This window comes from Phaeobacter sp. JH20_29, assembly GCF_048056175.1.
In the GTDB taxonomy this organism is placed as follows: Bacteria; Pseudomonadota; Alphaproteobacteria; order Rhodobacterales; family Rhodobacteraceae; genus Phaeobacter; species Phaeobacter bryozoorum.
The window spans coordinates 57899-82084 of the sequence record NZ_JAYMWO010000011.1; the positions used below are offsets into that span (position 1 = coordinate 57899).

A 24186-nucleotide genomic window follows, 5' to 3' on the forward strand; every position below is an offset into this window, starting at 1 on the left:
CCGCCCGCGACATGGTCCGCAGACGATGTGGCATCAGGCGCAGAGAGGAGATGTCGTGAGACAAAGCAAACCATTGGGCATCATCCTTGCTGGCGGGTTGGCCACAAGGATGGGTGGCGGTGACAAGGGACGCTTGCGGATTGGGGGACGCAGTCTGATTTCCCATGTGATCGACCGTCTGTCGCCGCAGGTCGAGCGTATCGCGCTGAATGCCAATGGTGATCCTGCGCGCTTTGCCGATCTTGCGTTGCCGGTGATCGCCGACAGTATTGACGGCTTCGCAGGTCCTCTGGCGGGCGTGCTTGCCGGGTTGGACTGGGCGGCAGCGCAGGGAGCCGAGAGCATTGTCACGGTGGCTGCCGACACGCCGTTCTTCCCCAAGGATCTGGTTCAGCGGCTAAAGGAGAGCGCCGCCGGGCAGCAACATCCGCTGGTGCTGGCGACAACGCCAAAGTCCGGCGAGGAACATCTGAAATCCGGTGGCGGCGGCCGGGTGAACCGGCATCCGACCTTTGGTCTTTGGCCTGTTGCCCTGCGCGATGACCTGCGCGCGGCGCTGGAGGGCGGCCTGCGCAAGGTGGTTTTGTGGACAGACCGTCACGGCGGCCAGGAGGCCCTGTTTGAGGCGGATCCGTTTGATCCGTTTTTCAACGTCAATACGCCTGAGGACTTGGCCCGGGCAGAGGCCTTGCTGCGATGAAGATATATGGCGTCACCGGCTGGAAGAACTGTGGCAAGACCGGGCTGATGGAGCGGTTGGTGGCTGAGTTCTGCAGACGTGGTCTTACCGTGTCGACCTTGAAACATGCCCACCACAGCACTTATGTGGATCAACCCGGTACTGACAGCCATCGCCACCGGATGGCGGGCGCCGCCGAGGTGATCCTTGCCTCGCCCAATCGGGTGGCGATCATGCAGGAGCTGCGTGGCATGGCCGAACCCAGCTTTACCGAGCTGCTGGCCCGTCTGCGGCCTGTGGATCTGGTGCTGGTCGAGGGGTTCAAACGCGAGGTGCATCCGAAGATAGAGGCCTATCGCACAGCGGCGGGCCAGCCGCTCATCGCGCCTGAAGACCGGTCCATTCGTGCCGTTGCCAGTGACATTCCGCTGCATCTGGACAGGCCGGTTTTCGATCTGGACGACACGGTGGCGATTGCCGATTTCATCGCCGGGGAGATTTCCCTTTGAGCGGATGGCAGAGCTTTGCCATGGTGGATTGGTCTGGTGGCAACGACCGCGGGCCAAGCCCTTGCAAGGATGCCATCTGGGCCAGCGTCAGCCGCGATAGATCAGCGGATGAACCAGTATATCTGCGCAATCGGCAGCTGGCGGAGTTGTGGCTCACCGAGCTGGTCGAGGCAGAACTGACCGCCGGGCGTCGCCTGATGCTTGGGTTTGATTTCCCCTTTGGCTATCCGGCGGGGTTTTGCGATGCAATCACGGGTTCGGATGATCCTCTTGGCCTGTGGGACTGGTTTGAGACACATATTGAGGATGCGCCAAAGTCTAACAACCGCTTTGATCTGGCGGGGGCGATCAATCGCCGCTTTGGTGGGCAAGGGCCATTCTGGGCCAATGGGCTAGCCCGCGACATCGACTGTTTGCCGCGTCGCAAGGACCGCTATCGCAACCCGTTCCCGGACCGCCGCGCGGTTGAGCATCGGGCCAAGGGCAGCTTTACCTGCTGGCAGATGGCCGGGGCAGGTGCCGTGGGCAGCCAGGTGATGATGGGCCTGCCGGTTCTGTCACGCCTGCGAAAGCGTTTTGCCGGGCAGGTCGCTGTCTGGCCGTTTGAATCCCTGGACACGCCGGTGGCTCTGGTGGAGATCTGGCCGACCCTTCTGGCAGGCCCCGCGCCGGATCACTGGATCAAGGATGCCTGGCAGGTGCATAAGGTGTCCCTAGAATTGTCGGGCCTGCACATGGCAGAGTTGGACCAGTTATTGACCGTCACAGCGCCCGAAGAGGGCTGGATCCTGGGAGTGGACCAGATATGAGCCTTGCCCCGCCACCCCTGCGTAATGATTGCTTTGCTCTTCCAGCAGGCGTCGATTGGACACCGGTGGATGACGCGCTGGATCACTTGCGGCGAAATCTCACGGCAGTGACGGCGGCAGAGGTTCTGCCATTGAGGCAGGCTTTGGGGCGGGTTCTGGCTGAGGATGTTTTTGCCGCGCGCAGCAACCCGCCGCAGGCGAACACGGCCGTGGATGGCTACGGGTTTGCGGGTGCCGCCGGAGAGGGGCCGCAGGTCATGCCGCTGAGCGAGGGGCGTGCGGCGGCGGGGCTGGCCCATGAAGGCGAGGTTGCTCCGGGGCAGGCCATCCGCATTCTGACAGGGGCGGCGTTGCCTAGGGGGGTTGATACCGTCATTCTTGAAGAGGACGTAACCTGCGATGGTGCGCAGATTGCTTTTCACGGACCACTTAAACTGGGCGCCAATACTCGCCGGGCTGGCGAAGATGCCGCCGTCGGCGATCGGATCCTAACCAAGGGTCGGGTGGTGACCCCCGCGGATCTGGCGCTGGCCTCCGCCACGGGATTGTCTGAGCTACCGGTGCGGCAACTGCTGCGGGTGGGTGTGCTGTCGACGGGAGATGAACTGGTCGAGCCGGGTGAGACGGCTGCGGCAGGGCAGATTTACGATGCCAATCGCCCGATGCTGCTCGCGCTGCTGGCAAAGATGGGGTTCGACGCTGTGGATCTGGGCAAAGCTGCCGACGATCGCGCCGCGCTGCGACGTCGCCTGGACGCTGCGGCTGAGGCGGTGGATGTGATCCTGACAAGTGGCGGTGCCTCTGCCGGGGATGAGGATCATATGTCGGCGCTGCTGCGCGAAAGCGGGGCCATGCAGCAATGGCGGATTGCCCTGAAACCGGGCCGACCGCTGGCGCTGGGGATTTGGCAGGGAACGCCGGTGTTCGGTCTGCCGGGCAATCCGGTGGCCGCGATGGTCTGCACGTTGATCTTTGCCCGCCCTGCGATGGGGCTGATGGCGGGCGCAAGCTGGGCTGAGCCGCAGGGGTTTGATTTGCCAGCCGCCTTTGAGAAACGCAAAAAGCCGGGACGGCGAGAATATTTGCGCGCCCGTGTACGCAACGGTCAGGTTGAGGTCTTCAAATCAGAAGGGTCGGGCCGTGTCAGTTCGCTGAGTTGGGCCGAAGGTCTGGTGGAACTGGCGGATGGCGCTGCGGTGATTCAGCCGGGGGATCCCGTCCGTTTTATTCCCTACGCCAGTTTTGGCATGTAACCGGAGCGCGGGCGGAAACCGTCAGTCAAAGGTGCCAGCGACCCGCCCCAGCAGCATGAAGGCGCGGGCGGTGCGTGTTTCGCCAAGCGATGATATCTCGGCGTCGCTGGCCTCTTGTTCAAATTCCGCCAGCATCTGGTCAAAGCGGCGCAGGAAATGATGTGCGGCATCGCGAAAGATCGGATCCTGTTTCATCCGCGCATTTGTCAGGGCAAGTGAGCTGCGATCCCTCACGCCGCCCAATGCGGCAACGGCGCGACCGCGTGTGCCCTGGGCGAACTGTCGCCAGATCTCTGGTCGGGCCATATCGGGGCGCAGGTCATCCATGTAGATGCCATCCTGACTGAGCAGGGTGAGCACATCCTGCGCGGCCTGAATGATCTGGGCGGCTTTGCGGTCCCGCAAGGCAAGGCGCAGGGCGGCAAAACCTTCCTCGTCTTCGGCGGTTTCAGGAAAATTCAGGGCCCGGATCAATTGCGGAGCAGGCAGCGGCGCTGCAAAATCCTCGGCGGGCGTGCCAAGCGCCAGCAGTCCCTGATCGGTCGCGTCGCCGCCCGTCGCCGCGGTGGTGGATATGCCCGGCATGGGTCGATCACGGCGGCTGGTGTGAAATGTCGCGAGGGCGGTTTCCGTCTTGCGGGTCGCGGCGGCAATCTCGTCCAACTTGCGTGTGACGGAGGGTTCGGAGACCGAAGCCGCCTGCTGCGCATGGGCGATATAGGCGTTGCGCATTCCGTCGATGGCAGCGTGCAGGCGCTGCGATTCATCCCGCATCACTTGGGCGGATCGCAGGGCGATAGCACCGACCCAGATCAGGAGGACAGGCAGGACCACAGCGACAATCCGCAGCAGGATATCCGACCATCCCGCCGCAGGCGTCGCGTCAGGCGTACCACCCAGCACGAAAACTGCGACAACCACGAGCAGCCACAACGCGCTCGACGCAAGCGCCGCAGCCTCGATCAGGCCAAAGACCGGTCGTTCCGGCGGCGCGTCGAGGGCGCTGGTGGGCGGCTTTGCAGCGGTGGAACTGGTGCGGGTCATACTGTTGCTCGAAACAGAGGGTGGCGAGAGAGGTTGGCATATGCCGCATGGCGCGGCGGCGAGATGGACATGGCGGGGCGCCGGTGACTGGCGCCCAGCCGGTAATGCGTATCAGGAAAAGACGATCTTGAGGATTTCATAGGCGCGGTCGCCGCCTGGGGTGCGGACCTCGACGCTGTCGCCTTCTTCCTTGCCAATCAGAGCGCGGGCGATCGGGGATTTGATGTTCAGAAGTCCCGCTTCGATATTGGCCTCATGCTCGCCGACGATCTGCCAGGTCTTTTCCTCATCGGTGTCTTCGTCGACGACGGTGACCTTTGCGCCGAACTTGATCGCGCCGGACAGTTTGGCCGGGTTGATCACATCGGCGAGCGACAGGATGCCTTCCAGCTCCTTGATGCGGCCTTCAATGAAGGACTGCTTCTCGCGGGCGGAATGGTACTCGGCGTTTTCCGAAAGATCGCCGAGTTCGCGGGCTTCGGCAATGGCCTTGATGATGGCCGGGCGTTCGACCGACTTCAGGGTCTTCAATTCAGCTTCTAGGGCGGCGTGACCCGCGGGGGTCATCGGGATCTTTTCCATGTCTGTGTCCAGATATCGTGTCAGGTTTGGCCACCGGCCGTGGCGGTTCGCGTCTATAGGAAAACCGGTTTGTCCCACTGTCAGACTGACAGCGGGACAAACCGGTTATGTCTCATTTACCTGACCCAATCCTGCCGCCGAATGCAAGAGGGCGGCAGGGGCTGTCCACAGCGATTTCATGCCAACAGGCGGAAAACTCCGCTTTTTTACGCCTGTCCGCTTTGCGCCTGTCCGGGGCGCGGTGTGGCGGCAAACGCGTCACTGACAGGCGGGACGACGGGCGGGCGCCTCGCAGTCCTGCCGATACGGAGTAAGGTCAGCGAACCTGCGCCGTGGTGGACGTCTTGCCGGTGATGCTGTGACGGGGCACCCGCGGGCGCGGATCCAGTTGCCGCAGCAGCTTTAGCAGACGGCTGTACCCGAGCAGGGTTTCTTCCCGCCCGAAGCATGGCTGTATCACAGGTTGCCGCTTCGAGCGTTCGGCGTCAGGCGTGATGAGGCGCGGAGGCAGGACCGCGCGCGGGCGGCTGGCGTGCCAGAGCAGATCAAGCATCATATTGAACCACCTCGAATTCGATATTGTCGCGGTCGCGGAAGTAGAACCTGCGACCCGGCTCGTAGTCGTGATGCTCACCTGGGGTGAAGCCTGCATCCCGTACACGAGTCTCGACCGTGCTCAGATCATCAACGACGACGGCAATGTGATTGAGCCCTCCGGTGATGCCGTAGCTGATCGGGGCTTTGGCCAGCGGTTCCGGGGGGCAGTAGAGCGCAAGATAACTGTCAGAACCACCGATATGCAGGCTGTAGCCGCCGTTGATAGCCTCACCCTGCCAGCGAATGCGCCAGCCGAACACATCCTGCATCCAGGCGGCGGTGGCTTCAGGGGAAGAAACGGTGATGTTTGCATGTTCAAGACGTACAGTCATATCAGGCTCCGATGCTTGTCAGTTTGGATCGATTACCTGTAGGCTAACTTCTGAACCTAACTTTAGATCAAGGTTTTTCTTTACCTTGAAGGTGAAGCTGTAAACCTATTATTTTTCAGTTGTTTATCAGAATGATGAAGGGGTTATGGCAAAGTCAGCTGGCGTGTCGATCGGATATCTTGCGGAGCGAACCGGGCTCGCCGTGTCTGCTATCCGCTATTATGAGTCGCAGGGTCTGGTTGAGCCCTGGCGGAATGCGGGAGGACAACGACGGTTCCACCGTGCGGACCTGCGGCGGCTGAGTTTTGTGATGATCGCGCAGAAGTTTGGGTTTTCCCTGCCTGAGATCCAGGGGTTTCTGAAGAGCCTGCCGGGTGGGCGCACCCCGACCAAGGCTGACTGGACGCGGCTTTCAGCGCAGTTCCGCGAGCACCTGAACGCCCGAATCGAAACGCTGGAGCGGCTTCGTGACAATCTGGATGGCTGCATCGGCTGTGGCTGCCTGTCGCTGCCCAATTGCAAGTTGTACAATCCGGATGATGCTGCCGCTTCCAAGGGGCAGGGGCCGCGCTATCTGATGGGGGACCGGCCAGCGGATCTGGCCAAAGACGGGAACAGCGCGCCAAATGACGATATTTGACGCACCATTTGTCGCAATTGAGGGTTCTAGATCATCGTAACGTAGAGTTTGGATTGACCAGAGCCTCTGGCACCCGCTAAGCAACCGCGAAAGAAAATTGCGCCAAGGACGCACAGCCTGCACGGGCTGGTCCTGAGCCATAGCCTAAGGAGCCTTCGATGGCCGAGATTGAACGCGAAGCAATGGAATACGACGTTGTGATCGTTGGGGCAGGCCCGGCTGGTCTGTCTGCGGCGATCCGTTTGAAACAGCTGGACAGCGACCTGCAGGTCGTGGTGCTGGAAAAAGGCTCTGAAGTGGGTGCGCATATCCTGTCCGGCGCGGTGCTGGACCCCTGCGGGCTGGATGCACTGATTCCCGACTGGAAAGAAAAAGGCGCGCCACTGAACGTTCCGGTCAAGGACGACAATTTCTACATGCTGGGTGAGGCGGGGCAGATCCGCATCCCGAACTTCCCGATGCCGCCGCTGATGAACAACCATGGCAACTACATTGTCTCGATGGGCAATGTCTGCCGCTGGATGGCTGAGCAGGCAGAAGAGCTGGGTGTCGAGATCTTCCCGGGTATGGCCTGTTCCGAATTGGTCTATGGTGACAATGGTGAGGTCAAAGGCGTGGTTGCCGGTGTCTTTGGTCTGGAATCCGACGGTACCTATGGTCCGAACACCGAGCCGGGGATGGAACTGCACGGCAAATATGTCTTCCTCTCCGAAGGTGTGCGCGGCTCGCTTTCCAAAGAAGTGATTGCCAAATATGGCCTGTCTGACGGCAAGGAGCCGCAGAAATACGGCGTTGGCATGAAAGAGATCTGGGAAATTGATCCTGCCAAGCACAAAGAGGGCTCTGTCACCCACACCATGGGCTGGCCGCTGGGGTCCAACGCGGGTGGCGGATCCTTTATCTATCACCTCGACAACAATCAGGTTTACGTCGGTTTCGTGGTTCACCTGAACTACAAGAACCCGCATCTGTACCCCTACATGGAATTCCAGCGCTTCAAGCACCATCCGATGGTGGCTGAGCTGCTGAAAGGCGGTAAGCGCGTGGCCTATGGCGCCCGTGCGATCACCGAAGGTGGCTATCAGTCGATGCCGAAGCTGGTCGCCCCCGGTGTGGCGCTCTTGGGTTGCTCGGCTGGCATGGTCAACGTGCCGCGCATCAAGGGCAACCACAACGCCATGCTGTCGGGCAAGGCAGCCGCCGAAGCCGCCTATGACGCGATCAAGGCTGAGCGTTCGGGCGACGAACTTGCCGACTATGAGGTCAGTGTCCGCGACGGCGCGATCGGTGCCGACCTGAAGAAAGTGCGCAACGTCAAACCGATGTGGTCGAAGTGGGGCCTCACCGCCTCGCTGATGCTGGGTGGTCTGGATATGTGGACCAATACGTTGGGCTTTTCGCTGTTTGGCACTTTGGGTCACGGTAAAAATGACGCAGAGGCAACCGAGGAAGCCTCCAAGCACAAACCCATCGACTATCCCAAACCCGATGGTGTGCTTTCGTTTGACCGCCTGACCAACGTTGCCTTTGCGGCGACCAACCACGAAGAGAGCCAGCCCTGCCACCTGCGTCTGGGCAATCTGGACACGCCGATCAGCGTCAACCTGCCAAAGTTCGCGGAGCCTGCGCAGCGCTATTGCCCTGCGGGTGTCTATGAGGTGGTGGAGAAGGACGGCAAGCCGGAGTTCGTGATCAACTTCCAGAACTGCGTCCACTGCAAGACCTGCGACATCAAGGATCCGAGCCAGAATATCACCTGGACCACACCGCAGGGCGGTGACGGGCCGAACTACCCGAATATGTGATCGGTTTCGGCAGGTATTTGCCGGAATAATTGGGGCAGCCTGCGGGCTGCCCCATTGCGTGTTAAGGGGCGGCGTTCTACGCTTTGTGGCGAGGCAGTATTTGACCAGTCACCAACGAGGAGGCCCCCCGTGCCCGTCCCATTCTTTCGCAGCCTGACAAGCGCAGCGGCTCTTGCCGTGGCGACCACCCTGCCGATACTGGTACAGGCCGATGCGGTGCGTGCAGATGGGCTGGCGGGTGCGTATCTGGCGGCACGGGCTGCTACCCTGGATAGTGATTTCCGCGCCTCCGCGGATTATTACAACCGCGCGCTGGTGCGCGACCCGAAGAACCCGCTGCTCATGGAGCATGTCGTGTTTTCCCGGCTTGCGCTGGGTGATATCAAAGGGGCCGCGCCGGTCGCGACCCGCCTGTCGGAGATGGGCGCGCGCAGTCAGGTCGCCAATATCGTTACCACTGCCAACCTGGTCCTGACCGAGGACTATCAGACCATCATCGAACGCGTGACCTCTCAGCAAGAGGGGCAGTATGAGATCAATGCCCTGGTGGATGGCTTGCTGTTGGGCTGGGCACATCTGGGCGCTGGTTCAGTGTCCGATGCGCTGACACAGTTTGACGTCTTGGGTGAAAAAGAGGGGCTTGGCCTTTTCGCGCGCTATCACCGGGCGCTGGCGCTGGCCTCTGTCGGGGATTACGAGGGGGCGGAGGCCCTGTTTGCTGCCGAGGAGGGCCAGCTGACCAATACCTCGCGTCGGGCGGTGATCGCGCGGCTTGAGATTCTGTCGCAGCTGGGGCGCAATGAACAGGCGCTCGATGTGCTGTCCGACGCCTTCAATGGGCAGCTGGATCCGGGGCTTGCAGCGCTGTCCGCACGGCTGAAGGATGGCGAAACCCTTCCCTATACGCTGGCGGCCACGCCGACACAGGGCATTGCCGAAGTGTTCTTCACCATGGGGGCTGCCCTGAATGGTGAAATGGCCGATGACTATGTGCTGATGTATGCCCGTGTCGCAGCTGCCTTGCGCGAAGATCACGTGGACGCATTGTTGCTGGCTGCGGAGCTCTTTGACCAGCTGGGCCGCTACGCCCTGTCGATCGAGCTTTACAAGCAGGTGCCGCGCGAGCATCCGGATTACCACGCCGCAGAACTGGGACGCGCCGAAGCATTGCGTCGCGCCGCCAAACCTGATGCGGCCGCCGAGGTCCTGCAGCAGCTGGCGCGTGATTTCCCGAAAGAGGCACCGGTCCATACTAATCTGGGTGATCTGTTGCGGCAGCAGGAGGACTACAGCGGCGCCGTCGCTGCCTATGACACCGCGCTGGGGCTGATGGATGAAAGCGTGGAGGGACGTTGGTTCCTGCTGTATGCCCGTGGCATCTGCCACGAGCGGCTGAAAAATTGGGAGCAGGCAGAGGCGGATTTCCGCGCCGCACTCGAAATTCGCCCGGATCAGCCACAGGTTCTGAATTATCTCGGCTATTCTCTGGTGGAGAAGCAGATCAAACTGGACGAGGCGCTGTCGATGATCGAACGCGCTGTCGCCGCGCGCCCTGACGCGGGCTATATTGTCGACAGCCTCGGCTGGGTACTCTATCGGCTGGGTCGCTATGAAGAGGCGGTTGGCCATATGGAAACCGCGGTTGAATTGATGCCGGTCGACCCTGTGGTCAACGACCACCTCGGGGATGTTTACTGGGCTGTCGGGCGGGCGCGGGAAGCTGAGTTCCAGTGGAAGCGCGCGCTATCGTTCATCGACCCCGAAGATACTGACAGTGAAGCCGACCCTGAGCGCATTCGCCGCAAGCTGGAAAGCGGGCTTGATGCCGTTCTTGCCGAAGAGGGTGCGGCGCCGTTGAACGTGGCACATGACGGTTGAGGGATTTGCCCCGGCCAAGATCAATCTGACCCTGCATGTGACCGGCCAGCGCACAGATGGCTATCATCTGCTGGATTCGCTTGTGGTCTTTGCTAACATCGGGGACCGGATCACGGCTGTATCTGCCGACGCCCTGAGCCTGCGGGTGGGGGGCGCCATGGCAAAGGGTGTACCGACCGACAGCTCCAACCTAATGATGAAAGCGGCTGAGCTTTTACAGGTCGAGCGGGGGGCGGAGCTGAGGTTGGATAAGCAGCTGCCACCGGCCTCTGGCATCGGGGGCGGGTCCTCCGATGCGGCGGCGACGTTGCGGGTCCTGTGCGAGCTGTGGCAGGTACCTCTTCCCGGAGTTGCAGAGGTTCTCCCCCTGGGAGCGGATCTGCCGGTTTGCATGGAGCCGGGCGCCCAGCGGATGCGTGGTATCGGTGAGCAGCTGGAGCGGCTGCCAGCCTTGCCTGACTGCGCGATTGTTCTGGCAAATCCGGGGGTGTCAGTCGCCACGCCCGCGATTTTTCGCGCGATGGAGAAACGTGACAACCCACCGATGCCCGACAGGCTACCCGTTTGGCAGAGCGCAGAGGAGCTGGCGGCCTGGCTTTCGGGTCAGCGCAACGATCTGCAGGGGCCGGCAATCATGCTCGAGCCTCTGATCGGAGCGGTTCTCGACGCGCTGTCGGGTTTGGCCCCGCTGTTTCACGCGATGTCGGGGTCAGGTGCGACCTGCTACGCGTTATTTGCCGACGAGGCGACGGCAGAGGCGGCGGCTGCCACCTTGCAGGCGGCACATCCTGACTGGTGGGTGCGCGCGGGCCGGTTGCTGGCATGACCGGCGCACAGCCAAAAAAGCCTGCGCAGCGGTGCGGGCCTCTCAGGCGTTAATCCGGTTATTCTTTAGGCCTAGGCAAGGCGGGCGACAACATAGTCGGCCAGATCATGCAGCATCTGGCGGATCGGATCCTCTGGCAGGGAGGTCAAGGCGTCCTGTGCCTTGGCAACCCATTGCATCGCATCGCGGCGGGTCGCGGCCAACGTGTCGTATTTGTCCATCAGGGACAGCGCATGGTCGAGGTCGCCCTCATCCTGACGTCCCTTTTCAATGGTGCGAACCCAGAAGGCGCGCTCTTCTGCGGTGGCCTGTGCAACGGCCTTGATCACCGGCAGGGTCAGCTTGCGTTCGCGGAAATCATCGCCGACGTTTTTTCCCGTCGCGGAGCTATCACCCTGATAATCCAATAGATCGTCGGCAATCTGGAAGGCGATACCAAGCGCATCGCCATAGGCAAACAGCGCGTTTACCTGCGCTTCGGGTGCGCCGGCGACGACGCCACCGGCCTGAGTTGCGGCGGAGAACAGCGCTGCTGTCTTGCCGCGCACAACCTGCAGGTACACGGCCTCATCGGTGGCAAGATCGCTGGCCGCAGTCATTTGCAGAACTTCACCCTCGGCAATGGTCGCCGAGGCGTTGGCCAAGATATCGAGCACCCGCAGAGAGCCGGTTTCCACCATCAACTGGAAACTGCGCGCAAAGAGATAGTCGCCGACTAGAACCGAGCTTTTGTTGTCCCACAAGAGATTGGCTGTCGGACGACCGCGGCGCTGTCCGCTTTCGTCAACCACGTCATCATGCAGCAGGGTGGCGGTGTGAATGAATTCAACGGTTGCTGCCAGTTTCACGTGGTTTTCACCGCTGTAGCCACATAGGCGCGCTGCCGCGAGGGTCAGCATCGGGCGCAAACGCTTGCCGCCGGCCTCGACAAGATGGGCCGTCACCTCGGGAATGCGCGGCGCATGTTTCGAGGCCATGCGTGTCTGGATCAGCGTATTGACCGCTGCCATTTCGTCGCTGAGTGTCGCGGCCAGCATGTCATGCGGCTTTTGCGTCAGGATTTGATTCATCGTTTTCCCGCTTGCAAGGCTCGACAAGGCGCAGCCCTTGCCCTTAGATCCATCCCTATGAAGGAACTTTTGCGCAGCACCGACCCAACTGTCATGGCCTTTGCCACCGCCCTTCTTGAGGGTGAGGATATAGACTGCTTTCAAATGGACGTAAATATGAGCATCCTTGAAGGTGGTATCGGGATATTCCCGCGCAGATTGATGGTGCGCAGAGATGATCATGCCGCTGCCGAGAGCGTGATGCGTGACAATGATATTCCGCTGCGCTGATGTCGGGATTTGAGGACAGCGCTCTTAGCCAGGACGCGTTTCTGGGTGGGCGGGTACAGTTGTTGCAACCAAAGCAGGGGTATCGCGCCGGGGTCGACCCTGTCCTGCTGGCCGCAGCCGTTCCCGCACAGCCTGGTGATCGGGTGCTGGAGCTGGGCTGCGGAGGCGGTCCGGCTCTGTTATGTCTGGCTGCACGGGTCCCGGATCTGGACCTGACCGGGGTCGAGCTTCAGGCCGATTATGCCGATCTGGCGCGACGCAATGCCGCGCTGAACGCAGTCGATATCACGATCGTCGAGGCTGATCTGGCAGCACTGCCGGTGGATCTGCGCCAGATCCAGTTTGACCATGTCATCGCCAACCCGCCCTATTATCGCGCCGGTGCGCACAGTCCGGCGCAGGACGTGGGGCGGCAGATTGCACTCGGCGGGGCGACGGAGTTGACCGTCTGGTTCGATACCGCAGCGCGACGCCTCACCCATAAGGGATATCTGCACATGATCCAGCGGGCCGATCGCCTGCCGGAAATGCTTGGGGCCTGTTTTGGACGTCTGGGCTCACTTGAGGTGTTGCCATTGGCCGCCCGTGTCGGTCGTGGCGCCGAATTGGTTCTGCTGCGGGCGCGCAAGGGTGGCCGTGCAGGGTTCAGGCTGCATGCGCCGCTGATCCTGCACAACGGTGAAGCACATTTGCGTGACGCCGAAAACTACCAGGCGGAGATCCGGGCTGTTCTTCGTGATGGCCATGGGTTGCCCTGGCCAAGCTGATATTTGCGGGAGACTCGCGGAGAATCGGCTCTCATTCGGCGAGGACATGCCGAAATGACGGTTTCATGACAAAATATATGCTTCTGCAGCGTGACAGAGCAATAATCTTGTGTTCCACTCACTTTGTACGCAACACGCTCAAAGAAGGAGGAATGACATGAGCCTCAGCTCGCATCTGACCGAACTAAAGAAGAAGCACGAGCATCTGAGCATGGAAGTCGAACACGCCCAACGCTCACCCGCGACCGACGGGCTGCGTATCGCGTCGATGAAGAAACAGAAACTGAAACTCAAAGAAGAAATTAAACGTCTCTCGACGGAGGAACTTGCCGTCTGAGAGAGTGGTCTGATCTGAGGTGACCGCAGTCCCGTCGCTGCGGTGCCTGAGGCAGAACCGATTGGTTGTTAGGGGTCATCAGCACGGCTGGTGACCCCTTCTTGTTTCTGCGTCTGGCGCGGGATTTTCTGTCGCGGCCCTTGGGAAGGGATGCGCCGGTAGATGGATGCTTCAGGGCGTCGCATTGGCCCGCGCGGCCAGCAGCGCCCCACCTGTTATCAGACAGGCTGCAATCGCCAGCGTCCATGACGCAGGCGCAATTCCTGCAACAACAAGGATCAGTGTTGAAAGCAAAGGTGCCGCATAAGAGCTGGTGCCGAGCAGTTGAATGTCACCCTGTTTCACTCCGATGTCCCAGACATAGAACGCAAGGCCGACCGGCCCCAGACCCAGCGCGACTGTCGCTCCCCAGCCGCTGATGCCGATGGGCCAATGGCTTTCTTCCAGCGCGAAATGAAGGCCCCAGGATGCTGCTGCAGTGATCAGGCAGAATACGGCAACCGTGCTGGTGGGGGCTGTCCCCAGGCGTCGCGCAAGCACGGAATATCCCGACCACGTCAGTGCGCAGAGTAGCGCAAGCCCATAGCCGGGCAGTGCCGCGGCATCAAACTCGGCTCCGCCACCGGTGATGATCGTTGCAGCACCGGCGAAGCCGAGGAGGGCCCCCAGCAAATGCCCCGCGCGCAGTGTTTCCCCGGGCAGCAGGCCGGACAACAGCACAATCAGCAATGGCCAGAGATAGGCAATGAGCCCTGCTTCGGCTGCGGGGGCCATCCTCAGCGCGGAGAAGTAAAGCGCATGATAGCCAAAGAGACCAAGGCTGCCGAAGAGATAGACCCGCCATGACACTTGTCGCAGTGCCGTGAGGCCACCACTGCGCCAACACCATATGAGGCCCAATGAGCCGCCGATTGTGAAACACAAGGCGTTCAACAGGAGCGGTGGGGTCGGCGCAGTGCCAACGGTGAGAACAGCCAGTAGCGACCAAAGCAATACCGCGACAAAGCCGGTCGCCGTTGCGCGGTTCCTGGTCATGTGAGACTGTCTACCGACACGATGGTCAGCCCATCTGACACGGCGGCGGTCTTTTCGATTTCGGCCAGGATCCAGTCGCGGAATGCCACGATCTGCGGGCGCGTTTCAGCGCCTTTCTGACAGAGGAAGCTAAATCGGGCCTTGCCGGTTAGCGCCGTATTGAAGGGGGCAACCAGACGCCCCTCGGCAAGATCCTTTACCACCAGCGCGCGCCGCCCTAAAACCACCCCGGCCCCCGCCAAAGCGGCATCCACCGCGTGGTCGGCGTTGCTGAAGCGGGCGCCATGGGTGGGGTTGAACTCCTCACCCATCAACTTGAACCAGGCGGTCCAGTCGAGCTGCGGTGACATAAAGTTCAGTGAATCGTCGTGGATTAGCGGCGCGTCTTTCAGCGCGGCGACGGTGGGGTAACGCTGCGCGATATCAGGTGTCATGACCGGCATCACCCACTCCACAGGCAGCGGCATTGAATAGACGTCTGGGTATGGGCCGTAGCCAAAACGGATCGCCACATCAACGTCGTCGCGCATCAGATCGACACGGCGCAGGCTGGCCGAGAACCGAAGGTCGATTTCAGGGTGGGCGCGCGCAAACTCGTAAAAGCGCGGCGCCAGCCATTTCGCGGTAAAGGCAGGGCCGGCCGTGACCGTCAGGACCCCATCGTCCTGTAGCCGGATTGCCGCGCGCCAGGCTGCCGTCAGTGCCTGAAACCCATCAGACGTCCCGGGCGCCAGGGCAGCCCCTGCTTCCGTCAGCTCGACGGCGCGGTTCAGGCGGCGGAATACCGGTGTTCCCAAATGCTCTTCCAGGGATTTGATCTGAAATGACAGCGCTGCCGGGGTCACGTTCAACTCCTGTGCCGCACGGGCAAAGGACATATGGCGGGCGGCGGCTTCAAAGGCGCGCAGGGCGGTCAGTGGCGGCAGGCGATCAGACATGTGAGATAAGTAATACTTAAGTGAAGTGCTGAAAAGTCTCGTTTGTCTGTTGTCACGAAAAGGCGCATATCTAGGTCAAGTTAGCAACACTGATCTGAATGGAGGCCGAAACCATGGAATATTCTGCCAGTGCTACCGTAAAACTCGCCCTGCAACGCGCACATGAGGAGCGCGGCCAGGTCGTACGTGCGCTGTGGGCGCGTATATTTGCACCGCGTCGCGCCACGCGGCTGCGTGCCGGGGTTTCCCGCTGGGCATAGCGCGCATGTCCTTACGGGATTGGAAAAGGGCCGGCCCAGTGGACCGGCCCTTGCCATGTGTGCTTGGTGCGGTCTTACACGAAGAACTGCGCGCCATTGGCCGAAATGGTGGAGCCGTTGATAAAGCCCGAGTCCTCTGATGCGAGGAAGGTCACGCAGCGAGCAATCTCTTCCGGCTCACCCAGCCGGCCAGCTGGGATCTGGCCAATGATCGACTCGCGGACCTTCTCGGGAACGGCCATCACCATCTCGGTCGCGATGTAGCCAGGGCAGATCGCGTTGGCGGTGATGCCCGCCCGCGCCCCCTCCTGGGCCAGAGATTTCACGATGCCGAGGTCGCCTGCTTTGGTCGCGGCATAGTTTACCTGAGCGAACTGGCCTTTCTGGCCATTGATCGAGGAGATCACGATCACACGGCCGAACTTGCGTTCGCGCATGCCGGGCCAGATCGGGTGCACGGTGTTGAAGACACCAGTGAGGTTGGTGTCGATCACCTGCTGCCATTGCTCCGGTGTCATCTTGTGGAACGGAGCATCGCGGGTGATGCCTGCATTGGCGACGACGATATCGATCGGGCCGATATCCGCTTCAACCTTGGCGATGCCAGCGGTGCTGTCTTCGTAGCTGGCAACGTCCCACTTGTACGTCTTGATGCCGGTTTCATCGGTAAACTTCGCCGCTGCCTCATCATTACCGGCATAGGTCGCCGCCACAGTATAGCCTTCCGCTTTCAACGCCTGTGAGATTGCCGCGCCGATGCCGCGAGAGCCGCCGGTGACGAGTGCGTTACGTGCCATGGAAAAGTCCTCCGTTATTTGACTTGGTAATCTTGCTACTATTTTGTTTTTGATTGCGCAATTATATTACTCCGTGAATCCAGGCGCTGGAGCCGATACTGAGTGCGACGCTGCGTCGCCCTCTTCGACAAAGCTATCGTAAAATGCGCTCCATATAGAAAAGGGCGCCAATCGGGCGCCCTTGATATGGTCAGAATAATGCGCCTCAGGGACGCTCCACGCACATGGCAACGCCCATACCGCCGCCGATGCAAAGCGTGGCGAGGCCTTTCTTGGCACCCCGCCGCTTCATTTCAAACAGCAGCGTATTGAGGACGCGGCAGCCGGAGGCACCAATCGGGTGACCAATTGCGATTGCGCCACCGTTGACGTTGACGATTGCCGGATCCCAGCCCATGTCCTTGTTCACGGCGCAGGCCTGCGCTGCGAAGGCTTCGTTGGCCTCAACCAGATCGAGGTCATCCACGGACCAGCCGGCTTTCTCCAGTGCCTTGCGCGAGGCGTAGATCGGACCAACGCCCATGATGGAGGGGTCCAGACCTGCGGTGGCATAGGAGGCGATCCGGGCCAGCGGTTCGATACCCCGCTTTTCGGCGTCATCGGCGCTCATCAACAGGGTGGCCGCGGCGCCGTCGTTCAGGCCTGAGGCATTGGCGGCTGTGACCGAACCGTCCTTGGTGAAGGCGGGGCGCAGCTTCTGCATGGCCTCGATGGTGGCACCGTGGCGGATGTATTCGTCCTGATCCACAATGATGTCGCCCTTGCGGGTCTTGACGGTGAAGGCTGCGATTTCATCGGCGAATTTGCCTGCCTTCTGTGCCGCTTCGGCCTTGTTCTGGCTTGCAACGGCAAATTCATCCTGCATGTCACGGGAGATCTGCCATTTCTCGGCAACATTCTCCGCAGTCTGGCCCATGTGGTAGCCGTTGAAGGCATCCCAAAGGCCATCGCGGATCATGGTATCGATATAGCTCATATCGCCCATTTTGTGCCCGGCGCGCAGATTGGCGGCATGGGGCGAGAGGGTCATGTTTTCCTGACCGCCCGCACAGACGATGGCCGCGTCACCGAGTTGGATGTGCTGGGCGCCAAGTGCCACGGCACGCAGACCGGAACCGCAGACCTGATTGATCCCCCAGGCTGCCGATTCCTGTGGCAGGCCGGCATTGATATGGGCCTGGCGAGCGGGATTCTGACCCTGTGCCGCCGTCAGCACCTGACCCAGAATGGTTTCGGAAACTTCGGATTTGTCGATCCCGGCACGTTCAACCACAGCCTCCAGCACTGCGGCGCCAAGATCATGGGCGGGGGTATTGGCGAATGCGCCACCAAAGCTGCCGACGGCGGTGCGTGCGGCGGATGCAATTACTACATTGGTCATCAGTTAGGGTCCTCTGCCATTCATAGTCCCGGGAGGCCAACCGCGCAGTCCGCATTTCGCAGCCGCAGCAACCGGGATCCCCCTGCCTTTTTTTAAAGGCCGTGTGTTTCGCTGCAATTGCAGCACGTGCAAGGTGTCCCACAGGGAGAGCCTGTGTCAATCAATACTATGGCACATATTCTGAGGCAGGTCCGGTCGTTTGCCAAGCGATCATTCCCGACAGGAATTCTCCCTTACGTTGCGTGGCAGGTATCTGGCGCAAAGATGCGCGAATTCACCCATAAGGCAACGTGCTGTGAGGTCAGGATGCGCGACTGTTCCTGCGCAGCTCTTCCAGCCATGGCGGGCTGACCGAGGGGGCGCCGAACAAATAGCCCTGCAGGCAGTCCACACCGATGGAGATCAGGAATTCGGCGTCAGCTGGGCTTTCGACGGATTCCGCAACCACCAGCATATCGAATTGCTTGGCGATCCCTACCAGCGCGCGGACAACAGCCTGATTGTCATGGTTGGCATGAATGTTACGGATGTACTGCCCGTCAATTTTCACCGCATCAAAGAAGAACTGCCGGAAATAGCTGACGGCCGTTGCCCCGGCGCCGAAGTTATCAAGCGCAAAGGCGATACCGTGTTTCTGCATCCGGTCCATGAAGTCGATGACCAACTCGGGCGCAGCCATGGCAGAGGCCTCAGTGATTTCCAGCACCAGCCTTTCGCCTGCGGCGGCATCTTTCTTCAGATGTTTTTCAAGGACACGCATCCAGCGCTGATAGCCGATCGAGCGCGCGGACATATTGACGGAGAGGCGGATATTGGGGCTGCGGGCAAGTGCCTTCAGGCCATGTTCGAGGGCAAGACAGTCCAGTTCACGCCCGGTTTCCTTATCCTCGACCAGCGGCATGAATTCGCGCGCAGGTATCACGCGACCCGTTGAATCGAGAACCCGGATATACCCCTCGTAAAACGCAACCCCCTGTGGCGGCATAGCCTGTATGATGGGCTGATAGGCAAGCATCGTCTGGTTGTGGCGAATCGCGTCGCTGACCATGTCGAGAGTCGACCGATCACGCGATACAACCGCAGAGGTCAGCGGGTTATCGCCGCCTTCTGGCATGTCGGCCATGACCTTTTGCTTCTTCTTCACGGGTATATCCCTTGGCGCTGGGGTGGTCTGATCAATATGGATCAGACCGGACCTTGGCGCAAAAGCGTTGAGCTAGGATTAAGGCGACAATTTTACCCAAATTGAGAGCTGCACTCAGGTCTTGTCAAAGCCAGCGCTGCCGATGTCCTCAGGATGACGTTGCAAATGCTTTGCGCGGATTGTGTTGGAGCTGTCGCGGCTGCCGTCATGGCTGTAGCCCGGCGGGGCAACCGCATATAGCAACCGCTGCCGGAACGTCAGCCCGGGTTGGGTCACATCCTTGAAGATGCTGACCCATTCGTGGAAGGCGACACGCAGTGGGTTGAAGGTGCCGATGTTGTGAACCAGGCCGTAATCCGGGCGGTCGTGATCCTGTTCGGGTACGAATGTGCCGAACATCTTGTCCCAGATGATAAAGACACCAGCATAGTTGCAATCAAGATAGCGCGGATTGCGGCCGTGGTGGGCGCGGTGATGGCTGGGTGTGTTCATCACGGCCTCAAACCAGCGCGGCATCCGGCCGATGGCCTCGGTGTGGATCCAGAACTGGTAGACCAGATTGATGCCTCCGACAAACAGCACCATGGCAGGATGGAAGCCCAAGAGAACCAGCGGCGCGCGCACCACCATCATAAAGGTGAATGTGCCCGTCCAGGTCTGCCGCAGAGCGGTGGTGAGGTTGTAGTGCTGGCTTGAGTGATGATTGACATGGCTGGCCCAGACCCAGCGCACCCGGTGGCCAAAGCGATGCACCCAGTAGTAACGCAGGTCGTCCAGGACGAAGCACAGAACGATCACCCAGACCGATGTGCCCAGGTCCAACGGCGTGATCTGCCACAAAAGCATGAAGAAGGCCCAGGCGATGAAGCCAAGCGCAATGCCTGACGCCACGCTACCGGCGCCCATAACAAGAGATGTGACGGCGTCGCGGGTTTCATATCGCCCGCCACGTCCCTTGATGGCGATCCAGAGGAACTCAGCCAGAATCGCGGCGATGAAGAAAGGGACCGCCCATTGGGTGACATCAGGGTACGAAATCGTATCAGGCATGTGTCTGTCCTTCTGTCTGCGCTGTCACGGTCGGTGTGATTGGTGCGCTGTGGTCGCCCATGATGCGCCGTCGCCAATCTTTTCGCTCGGCATCCGACAGGTGCAGCACCACGGAGGGGGTAGCAAAATCGCCGAACCGCAGCTTCAGGCCCTTGGGGTGATCCAATAGTCGCACCCCGGCAAGTGGCCGGGCGATGGTATCGGCGCCAAAACACCAGACCAGACCAAGCCCGAGATCGGTTTCAATCAGGGCGGCCTGACCAAGAGTGCTTGGCCATGTGTTCAGGATTTGAGTATCGGGATCATGACGAGACCAGGCCTTGGCGGCGGTGTCTCGCGTCATCAGAACCGGAGCGGACCGCCCGGTGACATGAAGCAGTATAGCTATGACAACAATGCCGATCAGCACCATCGCCACCAAGATTTCCAGCGGCATCACGTCCTCCCTGCCGCTCAGATTGGCGGCAGGGTGACGGCTCTGTCAAAGGTGGCGTTGGGTCAAGCTCCGAAAGATGCCAGCTATCTGGCCACCGCCCGCGCACGCCCGGGAAAGCTGCTGCACTGCGGTACGGCCGCGGGTCTTCTTAATGAGCGTCAATCAGTCATTCTGCGTCGATCAGAGTTTGCAGGATTGCCTTGGCACTGTCGGAGTTCCACTCTGCATCGCCACGCAGGCGGCCGATTTCATTGCCGTCGCGATCGAGGATCATTGTCATCGGCAGGCCAAATACGGCCATTTCCTTGGCCAGCGCACCCTTTGGATCCTGATGGCGGGGCAGATTGGTGATGCCCGTTTCATCAAAGAACTTCTGAATCCCGGCGGGCGAGTTGCGGCCGGTGGCTAGGGTCAGGACCTCAAAATCCTCACCGCCAAATTCACTTTGAAGTTCGGACAGCATCGGCATTTCTTTCCGGCAGGGAGCGCACCAGGTGGCCCAGAAGTTCAGCAGGACAACCTTGCCCTCATAATCGGCAAGCGAGGCGCTGCCCTTGCCGTCTTCCAGTTCAAAGCTGTTGCTGGAGGTCGGTTTTGCTTCCGGGTGGAGGATCAGACGGCGCATGTCACCTTCGCGGAGCTCGGAAAGGGCTGCGGGGTCCGCGGCAAAGGCGGCATTTGCACCGAGGGCAAGGGCCATATAAAGGGTTAGCTGACGAAACAGACGCATATTATCTCCGGGGTTCCACACCATGACAGATCAATCCTCGAACCAGATGTGGGGCGGCCGCTTTGCCGCTGGCCCGGACGCGATCATGGAGGCGATCAATGCCTCGATCGGGTTCGACAAGCGGATGGCAGCGCAGGACATTGCCGGCTCCAGGGCCCATGCGGCGATGTTGGCCGCGACAGGTGTCATTACGGATAATGATGCCGAGGCCATTCGGGAAGGGCTGCTCACCGTATTGTCAGAGATCGAGGGCGGAACCTTCCAGTATTCCACCGCACTGGAAGACATCCATATGAACGTGGAGGCCCGCCTGAAAGAGATCATCGGTGAGCCTGCGGGCCGCCTGCACACGGGCCGGAGCCGCAACGACCAGGTGGCAACCGACTTCAAACTCTGGGTACGTGACCAGCTGGACGCGGCGGAATCGGGCCTCTTGGCGCTGATCCGCGCGCTTCTGTCGCAGGCAGAAGCTGGCGCCGATTGGGTGATGCCGGGCTTCACCCACCTACAGACCGCGCAGCCGGTCACCTGGGGCCACCACATGATGGCTTACGTTGAGATGTTCGGCCGCGACCTCAGCCGCGTGCGCGACGCCCGCGCGCGGATGAACGAATCGCCGCTGGGTGCGGCGGCGCTGGCGGGCACCTCCTTCCCGATCGACCGGGAAATGACCGCAAAGGCGCTGGGCTTTGACCGTCCGGCGGCAAATTCGCTCGATGCCGTCTCTGACCGTGATTTCGCGCTGGAGTTCCTGTCCTGCGCCTCGATCAGCGCCATGCACCTCTCCCGCTTTGCCGAGGAGTTGGTGATCTGGTCCTCCGCCCAATTCCGTTTCGTGACGCTCAGCGATCGTTTCTCCACCGGCTCGTCGATCATGCCGCAGAAGAAGAACCCGGACGCGGCTGAGCTGATCCGCGCCAAAGTGGGCCGGATTTTTGGCGCCAACACCGCGCTGATGATGGTGATGAAGGGGCTGCCGCTCACCTATTCCAAGGACATGCAGGAAGACAAGGAACAGGTATTTGACGCTGCCGACAACTGGATGCTGGCGCTGGCGGCGATGGAAGGCATGGTGAAGGACATGACCGGCAACCGCGAGTCGCTGGCCGCTGCGGCAGGCTCCGGCTTCTCCACCGCCACAGACCTGGCCGACTGGCTGGTTAGGGTGCTGAAGGTGCCGTTCCGCGATGCGCACCACGTGACCGGCACCCTGGTGGCGATGGCCGAAAAGCGCGGCTGCGACCTGCCGGACCTCTCGCTCGCGGATATGCAGAGCGTGCACGCAGGCATCACCGAGGACATCTTCACTGTGCTTGGCGTCGAAAACTCGGTAAACTCGCGCATGTCTTACGGCGGCACCGCACCCGCCCAGGTGCGCGCGCAGGTGGCCCGCTGGCAGAGCCTTCTGGCGGACTGATAGCAAGGCGGTTGCGGTTAAGCGGTGATGTGCCGGTTCAATCGCAACCGCCCAGATCGAAAGGGATCAATATGCAGAAAACCGTTCTGATCCTGGGTATTCTGGTGGCCTGCGTGGGTCTTGCGGCCTGCGGGGTCGACGGAGAGCCGGTGCGACCCTCGCTCAATGCCGGAGTTGGCGTGTCCAGCAGCGGCGTCCACGCGGGCGGCAGCCTTGGCCTGCACAAAGGGCCACTCAGCGTCTATCTGGGCGTCTGACCCTGAGCGGAATCATTTGATCCGCGCCCCGGTTCTGGTCTAAGCGCGATCTATGGATCATTTTCTCTATCGTGACGGCGCTCTCTACGCCGAAGATGTGCCGGTGGCCGAGATCGCGGCTGCTGTGGGCACTCCGTTTTACCTGTATTCAACGGCGACACTGCTGCGCCATTTCCACCTCTTTGATGATGCGCTGAAGGAGATGGATCATCTGGTCTGCTACGCAATGAAGGCAGCCAGCAATCAGGCGATCCTGAAAACGCTGGCACAGGCCGGCGCCGGCATGGATGTGGTCAGCAAGGGCGAATATCTGCGCGCCAAGGCGGCCGGGGTTCCCGGTGACAAGATTGTGTTTTCGGGCGTCGGCAAGACCGAGGACGAGATCCGAACCGCCCTGAGCGGTGGTATCCGTCAGTTCAATGTGGAATCCGAGCCGGAAATGGACGTGATCAACGCGGTTGCGCAGGAACTGGGCGTTGTGGCGCCGATCACCGTACGCGTGAACCCGGATGTCGATGCAAAGACGCACGCCAAGATCGCGACGGGCAAATCTGAGAATAAATTCGGCATTCCGATTGCGCGGGCGCGGGAAGTCTATGCCCGTGCCGCCAGCCTGCCAGGGCTGAAGGTGATCGGCATTGACGTACATATCGGCTCGCAGCTGACCGAACTGGCCCCGTTCGAGCTGGCCTATCAGAAAGTGGCGGAACTGACCGAGCAGCTGCGCGCTGATGGTCATGAGATTCACCGTCTCGACCTTGGCGGTGGCCTTGGTATTCCCTACACCCGCTCGAACGATACGCCACCGTTGCCGGTTGAATACGGCGCTATGGTACAGCGCACCTTGGGGCATCTTGGGTGTGAGATCGAAATCGAACCGGGGCGTCTGATTGCCGGCAATGCCGGCATCATGGTGAGCAAGGTGATCTATGTGAAATCCGGCGAGGACCGGGATTTCCTGATCATCGACGGCGCCATGAATGATCTGATCCGCCCCGCCATGTATGAGGCGCATCACGAGATTGTTCCGGTGATCGAAGCCGACGCCGGAGTGGAGCAGCGTCCATATGATATCGTTGGACCGGTCTGCGAAACTGGCGATACCTTTGCGCGCCATCGCGATATGCCGCCCCTGGAAGCGGGGGATCTGGTGGCTTTCCGCAGTGCCGGCGCCTATGGGGCAGTGATGTCGAGCGAATATAACTCGCGCCCGTTGATCCCTGAAGTGCTGGTCAATGGGGATCAATTCGCGGTTATCCGCCGACGTCCGGACTTTGACGAAATGATAAACCGCGATACCATCCCGGAGTGGCTCTGACGGGTACCGCGACATCTGACGCGGC

Annotated in this window: 27 protein-coding genes; 14 read left to right on the forward strand and 13 right to left on the reverse strand. The window is 60.8% G+C overall.

From position 1 onward, the window contains the following. The first annotated feature begins 25 nt into the window (after positions 1 to 25). From mobA to glp, 4 genes are read left to right on the forward strand one after another with little or no spacing between them, the layout of a single operon-like run. Entirely contained in the window at positions 26 to 700 is a 675-nt protein-coding gene (gene mobA, locus VWZ85_RS07795) for a molybdenum cofactor guanylyltransferase MobA (protein WP_416587681.1), read from the forward strand. Then, a complete protein-coding gene (gene mobB / locus VWZ85_RS07800) occupies positions 697 to 1188 on the forward strand; it encodes a molybdopterin-guanine dinucleotide biosynthesis protein B (protein WP_416587683.1) in 492 nt (163 codons plus the stop codon). Before mobA ends, mobB begins: the two co-directional genes overlap by 4 nt. After that, positions 1185 to 1997, forward strand: coding sequence for a molybdopterin guanine dinucleotide synthesis (locus tag VWZ85_RS07805; RefSeq protein ID WP_416587685.1), 813 nt, complete (start codon positions 1185 to 1187; stop codon positions 1995 to 1997). The genes mobB and VWZ85_RS07805 overlap by 4 nt, the downstream gene beginning before the upstream one ends. Then, positions 1994 to 3250, forward strand: coding sequence for a gephyrin-like molybdotransferase Glp (gene glp / locus VWZ85_RS07810; RefSeq protein WP_416587686.1), 1257 nt, complete (start codon positions 1994 to 1996; stop codon positions 3248 to 3250). Before VWZ85_RS07805 ends, glp begins: the two co-directional genes overlap by 4 nt. Positions 3251 to 3271: 21 nt before the next feature. On the opposite strand, the gene VWZ85_RS07815 is transcribed toward glp, so the two are convergent. The 4 genes from VWZ85_RS07815 to VWZ85_RS07830 form a co-directional block, all read right to left on the reverse strand. Beyond that, positions 3272 to 4294, reverse strand: coding sequence for a hypothetical protein (locus tag VWZ85_RS07815; RefSeq protein ID WP_416587688.1), 1023 nt, complete (start codon positions 4292 to 4294; stop codon positions 3272 to 3274). Positions 4295 to 4405: 111 nt separating this feature from the next. Beyond that, complete coding sequence (greA, locus tag VWZ85_RS07820; RefSeq protein ID WP_340544253.1) at positions 4406 to 4876, reverse strand: transcription elongation factor GreA; 471 nt, start codon at positions 4874 to 4876, stop codon at positions 4406 to 4408. Positions 4877 to 5192: 316 nt separating this feature from the next. Beyond that, on the reverse strand, positions 5193 to 5432 hold the full coding sequence (locus VWZ85_RS07825; protein WP_340544254.1) for a hypothetical protein: 240 nt from the start codon (positions 5430 to 5432) through the stop codon (positions 5193 to 5195). Continuing rightward, positions 5422 to 5805 (reverse strand): VOC family protein, encoded by a 384-nt coding sequence (locus VWZ85_RS07830; RefSeq protein ID WP_416540732.1) that lies wholly within the window; start codon positions 5803 to 5805, stop codon positions 5422 to 5424. The genes VWZ85_RS07825 and VWZ85_RS07830 overlap by 11 nt, the downstream gene beginning before the upstream one ends. 145 nt (positions 5806 to 5950) lie before the next feature. Between VWZ85_RS07830 and soxR the strand changes: the two genes are divergently transcribed. The 4 genes from soxR to VWZ85_RS07850 all read left to right on the forward strand — a co-directional run bounded on the left by soxR (position 5951) and on the right by VWZ85_RS07850 (position 10954). Beyond that, a complete protein-coding gene (gene soxR, locus VWZ85_RS07835; RefSeq protein ID WP_416545588.1) occupies positions 5951 to 6445 on the forward strand; it encodes a redox-sensitive transcriptional activator SoxR in 495 nt (164 codons plus the stop codon). 158 nt (positions 6446 to 6603) lie between these two features. After that, entirely contained in the window at positions 6604 to 8250 is a 1647-nt protein-coding gene (locus tag VWZ85_RS07840) for a 4Fe-4S dicluster domain-containing protein (RefSeq protein ID WP_416536428.1), read from the forward strand. Between the two features lie 129 nt (positions 8251 to 8379). After that, the gene (locus VWZ85_RS07845; RefSeq protein WP_416540729.1) at positions 8380 to 10128 is read left to right on the forward strand and encodes a tetratricopeptide repeat protein; all 1749 of its coding nucleotides are present in this window, start codon (positions 8380 to 8382) and stop codon (positions 10126 to 10128) included. Further along, a complete protein-coding gene (locus tag VWZ85_RS07850) occupies positions 10118 to 10954 on the forward strand; it encodes a 4-(cytidine 5'-diphospho)-2-C-methyl-D-erythritol kinase (RefSeq protein ID WP_416587691.1) in 837 nt (278 codons plus the stop codon). The genes VWZ85_RS07845 and VWZ85_RS07850 overlap by 11 nt, the downstream gene beginning before the upstream one ends. A 71-nt stretch (positions 10955 to 11025) precedes the next feature. Here the strand turns inward: VWZ85_RS07850 and VWZ85_RS07855 are convergent, their stop codons facing one another. Continuing rightward, the gene (locus tag VWZ85_RS07855; RefSeq protein ID WP_416587693.1) at positions 11026 to 12024 is read right to left on the reverse strand and encodes a polyprenyl synthetase family protein; all 999 of its coding nucleotides are present in this window, start codon (positions 12022 to 12024) and stop codon (positions 11026 to 11028) included. Between the two features lie 57 nt (positions 12025 to 12081). Here VWZ85_RS07855 and VWZ85_RS07860 point away from each other — a divergent pair, with 57 nt between their 5' ends. From VWZ85_RS07860 to VWZ85_RS07870, 3 genes are all read left to right on the forward strand, one after another. After that, a complete protein-coding gene (locus VWZ85_RS07860; RefSeq protein ID WP_416587695.1) occupies positions 12082 to 12294 on the forward strand; it encodes a DUF2007 domain-containing protein in 213 nt (70 codons plus the stop codon). Then, positions 12294 to 13061, forward strand: coding sequence for a tRNA1(Val) (adenine(37)-N6)-methyltransferase (locus VWZ85_RS07865; protein WP_416537178.1), 768 nt, complete (start codon positions 12294 to 12296; stop codon positions 13059 to 13061). Before VWZ85_RS07860 ends, VWZ85_RS07865 begins: the two co-directional genes overlap by 1 nt. Positions 13062 to 13218: 157 nt before the next feature. Then, positions 13219 to 13398: a YdcH family protein gene (locus VWZ85_RS07870; protein ID WP_340544264.1), complete on the forward strand. Its 180-nt coding sequence runs from the start codon at positions 13219 to 13221 to the stop codon at positions 13396 to 13398. A gap of 171 nt (positions 13399 to 13569) precedes the next feature. Here the strand turns inward: VWZ85_RS07870 and VWZ85_RS07875 are convergent, their stop codons facing one another. From VWZ85_RS07875 to VWZ85_RS07910, 8 genes are all read right to left on the reverse strand, one after another. Next, on the reverse strand, positions 13570 to 14433 hold the full coding sequence (locus VWZ85_RS07875) for a DMT family transporter (RefSeq protein WP_416536433.1): 864 nt from the start codon (positions 14431 to 14433) through the stop codon (positions 13570 to 13572). Beyond that, a complete protein-coding gene (locus VWZ85_RS07880) occupies positions 14430 to 15371 on the reverse strand; it encodes a transcriptional regulator GcvA (RefSeq protein ID WP_416587698.1) in 942 nt (313 codons plus the stop codon). The genes VWZ85_RS07875 and VWZ85_RS07880 overlap by 4 nt, the downstream gene beginning before the upstream one ends. A gap of 334 nt (positions 15372 to 15705) precedes the next feature. Next, positions 15706 to 16428 carry an acetoacetyl-CoA reductase gene (gene phbB / locus VWZ85_RS07885; protein ID WP_416587700.1) on the reverse strand — a complete coding sequence of 241 codons (723 nt, stop codon included), beginning with the start codon at positions 16426 to 16428 and terminating at the stop codon, positions 15706 to 15708. Between the two features lie 205 nt (positions 16429 to 16633). After that, positions 16634 to 17809 carry an acetyl-CoA C-acetyltransferase gene (locus tag VWZ85_RS07890; protein ID WP_340544269.1) on the reverse strand — a complete coding sequence of 392 codons (1176 nt, stop codon included), beginning with the start codon at positions 17807 to 17809 and terminating at the stop codon, positions 16634 to 16636. 301 nt (positions 17810 to 18110) lie between these two features. Beyond that, positions 18111 to 18932 carry an EAL domain-containing protein gene (locus VWZ85_RS07895; RefSeq protein WP_416537323.1) on the reverse strand — a complete coding sequence of 274 codons (822 nt, stop codon included), beginning with the start codon at positions 18930 to 18932 and terminating at the stop codon, positions 18111 to 18113. A gap of 135 nt (positions 18933 to 19067) precedes the next feature. Continuing rightward, the gene (locus VWZ85_RS07900) at positions 19068 to 20003 is read right to left on the reverse strand and encodes a sterol desaturase family protein (protein ID WP_416587701.1); all 936 of its coding nucleotides are present in this window, start codon (positions 20001 to 20003) and stop codon (positions 19068 to 19070) included. After that, complete coding sequence (locus VWZ85_RS07905; RefSeq protein ID WP_416587704.1) at positions 19996 to 20439, reverse strand: hypothetical protein; 444 nt, start codon at positions 20437 to 20439, stop codon at positions 19996 to 19998. The genes VWZ85_RS07900 and VWZ85_RS07905 overlap by 8 nt, the downstream gene beginning before the upstream one ends. Before the next feature lie 166 nt (positions 20440 to 20605). Beyond that, on the reverse strand, positions 20606 to 21169 hold the full coding sequence (locus VWZ85_RS07910) for a TlpA disulfide reductase family protein (RefSeq protein WP_416540724.1): 564 nt from the start codon (positions 21167 to 21169) through the stop codon (positions 20606 to 20608). A 22-nt stretch (positions 21170 to 21191) separates the two neighbouring features. Here VWZ85_RS07910 and argH point away from each other — a divergent pair, with 22 nt between their 5' ends. The 3 genes from argH (at position 21192) to lysA (ending at position 24161) form a co-directional block, all read left to right on the forward strand. Then, positions 21192 to 22586 (forward strand): argininosuccinate lyase, encoded by a 1395-nt coding sequence (gene argH, locus VWZ85_RS07915; protein WP_416587706.1) that lies wholly within the window; start codon positions 21192 to 21194, stop codon positions 22584 to 22586. Positions 22587 to 22657: 71 nt separating this feature from the next. Beyond that, positions 22658 to 22843, forward strand: coding sequence for a hypothetical protein (locus VWZ85_RS07920; RefSeq protein WP_340544277.1), 186 nt, complete (start codon positions 22658 to 22660; stop codon positions 22841 to 22843). A 52-nt stretch (positions 22844 to 22895) separates the two neighbouring features. Then, on the forward strand, positions 22896 to 24161 hold the full coding sequence (gene lysA / locus VWZ85_RS07925) for a diaminopimelate decarboxylase (RefSeq protein ID WP_340544278.1): 1266 nt from the start codon (positions 22896 to 22898) through the stop codon (positions 24159 to 24161). The last annotated feature ends 25 nt before the right edge of the window (positions 24162 to 24186 follow it).

What these genes read in the sequence shown, in the direction of transcription:
- mobA (WP_416587681.1), top strand. Translation starts at nt 26, where the DNA reads ATGTGGCATCAGGCGCAGAGAGGAGATGTCGTGAGACAAAGCAAACCA.
- mobB (WP_416587683.1), top strand. Translation starts at nt 697, where the DNA reads ATGAAGATATATGGCGTCACCGGCTGGAAGAACTGTGGCAAGACCGGG.
- glp (WP_416587686.1), top strand. Translation starts at nt 1,994, where the DNA reads ATGAGCCTTGCCCCGCCACCCCTGCGTAATGATTGCTTTGCTCTTCCA.
- VWZ85_RS07815 (WP_416587688.1), bottom strand. Translation starts at nt 4,294, where the DNA reads ATGACCCGCACCAGTTCCACCGCTGCAAAGCCGCCCACCAGCGCCCTC.
- greA (WP_340544253.1), bottom strand. Translation starts at nt 4,876, where the DNA reads ATGGAAAAGATCCCGATGACCCCCGCGGGTCACGCCGCCCTAGAAGCT.
- VWZ85_RS07825 (WP_340544254.1), bottom strand. Translation starts at nt 5,432, where the DNA reads ATGATGCTTGATCTGCTCTGGCACGCCAGCCGCCCGCGCGCGGTCCTG.
- VWZ85_RS07830 (WP_416540732.1), bottom strand. Translation starts at nt 5,805, where the DNA reads ATGACTGTACGTCTTGAACATGCAAACATCACCGTTTCTTCCCCTGAA.
- soxR (WP_416545588.1), top strand. Translation starts at nt 5,951, where the DNA reads ATGGCAAAGTCAGCTGGCGTGTCGATCGGATATCTTGCGGAGCGAACC.
- VWZ85_RS07840 (WP_416536428.1), top strand. Translation starts at nt 6,604, where the DNA reads ATGGCCGAGATTGAACGCGAAGCAATGGAATACGACGTTGTGATCGTT.
- VWZ85_RS07850 (WP_416587691.1), top strand. Translation starts at nt 10,118, where the DNA reads ATGACGGTTGAGGGATTTGCCCCGGCCAAGATCAATCTGACCCTGCAT.
- VWZ85_RS07855 (WP_416587693.1), bottom strand. Translation starts at nt 12,024, where the DNA reads ATGAATCAAATCCTGACGCAAAAGCCGCATGACATGCTGGCCGCGACA.
- VWZ85_RS07860 (WP_416587695.1), top strand. Translation starts at nt 12,082, where the DNA reads ATGAAGGAACTTTTGCGCAGCACCGACCCAACTGTCATGGCCTTTGCC.
- VWZ85_RS07865 (WP_416537178.1), top strand. Translation starts at nt 12,294, where the DNA reads ATGTCGGGATTTGAGGACAGCGCTCTTAGCCAGGACGCGTTTCTGGGT.
- VWZ85_RS07870 (WP_340544264.1), top strand. Translation starts at nt 13,219, where the DNA reads ATGAGCCTCAGCTCGCATCTGACCGAACTAAAGAAGAAGCACGAGCAT.
- VWZ85_RS07875 (WP_416536433.1), bottom strand. Translation starts at nt 14,433, where the DNA reads ATGACCAGGAACCGCGCAACGGCGACCGGCTTTGTCGCGGTATTGCTT.
- VWZ85_RS07880 (WP_416587698.1), bottom strand. Translation starts at nt 15,371, where the DNA reads ATGTCTGATCGCCTGCCGCCACTGACCGCCCTGCGCGCCTTTGAAGCC.
- phbB (WP_416587700.1), bottom strand. Translation starts at nt 16,428, where the DNA reads ATGGCACGTAACGCACTCGTCACCGGCGGCTCTCGCGGCATCGGCGCG.
- VWZ85_RS07890 (WP_340544269.1), bottom strand. Translation starts at nt 17,809, where the DNA reads ATGACCAATGTAGTAATTGCATCCGCCGCACGCACCGCCGTCGGCAGC.
- VWZ85_RS07895 (WP_416537323.1), bottom strand. Translation starts at nt 18,932, where the DNA reads ATGGCCGACATGCCAGAAGGCGGCGATAACCCGCTGACCTCTGCGGTT.
- VWZ85_RS07900 (WP_416587701.1), bottom strand. Translation starts at nt 20,003, where the DNA reads ATGCCTGATACGATTTCGTACCCTGATGTCACCCAATGGGCGGTCCCT.
- VWZ85_RS07905 (WP_416587704.1), bottom strand. Translation starts at nt 20,439, where the DNA reads ATGCCGCTGGAAATCTTGGTGGCGATGGTGCTGATCGGCATTGTTGTC.
- VWZ85_RS07910 (WP_416540724.1), bottom strand. Translation starts at nt 21,169, where the DNA reads ATGCGTCTGTTTCGTCAGCTAACCCTTTATATGGCCCTTGCCCTCGGT.
- argH (WP_416587706.1), top strand. Translation starts at nt 21,192, where the DNA reads ATGACAGATCAATCCTCGAACCAGATGTGGGGCGGCCGCTTTGCCGCT.
- VWZ85_RS07920 (WP_340544277.1), top strand. Translation starts at nt 22,658, where the DNA reads ATGCAGAAAACCGTTCTGATCCTGGGTATTCTGGTGGCCTGCGTGGGT.
- lysA (WP_340544278.1), top strand. Translation starts at nt 22,896, where the DNA reads ATGGATCATTTTCTCTATCGTGACGGCGCTCTCTACGCCGAAGATGTG.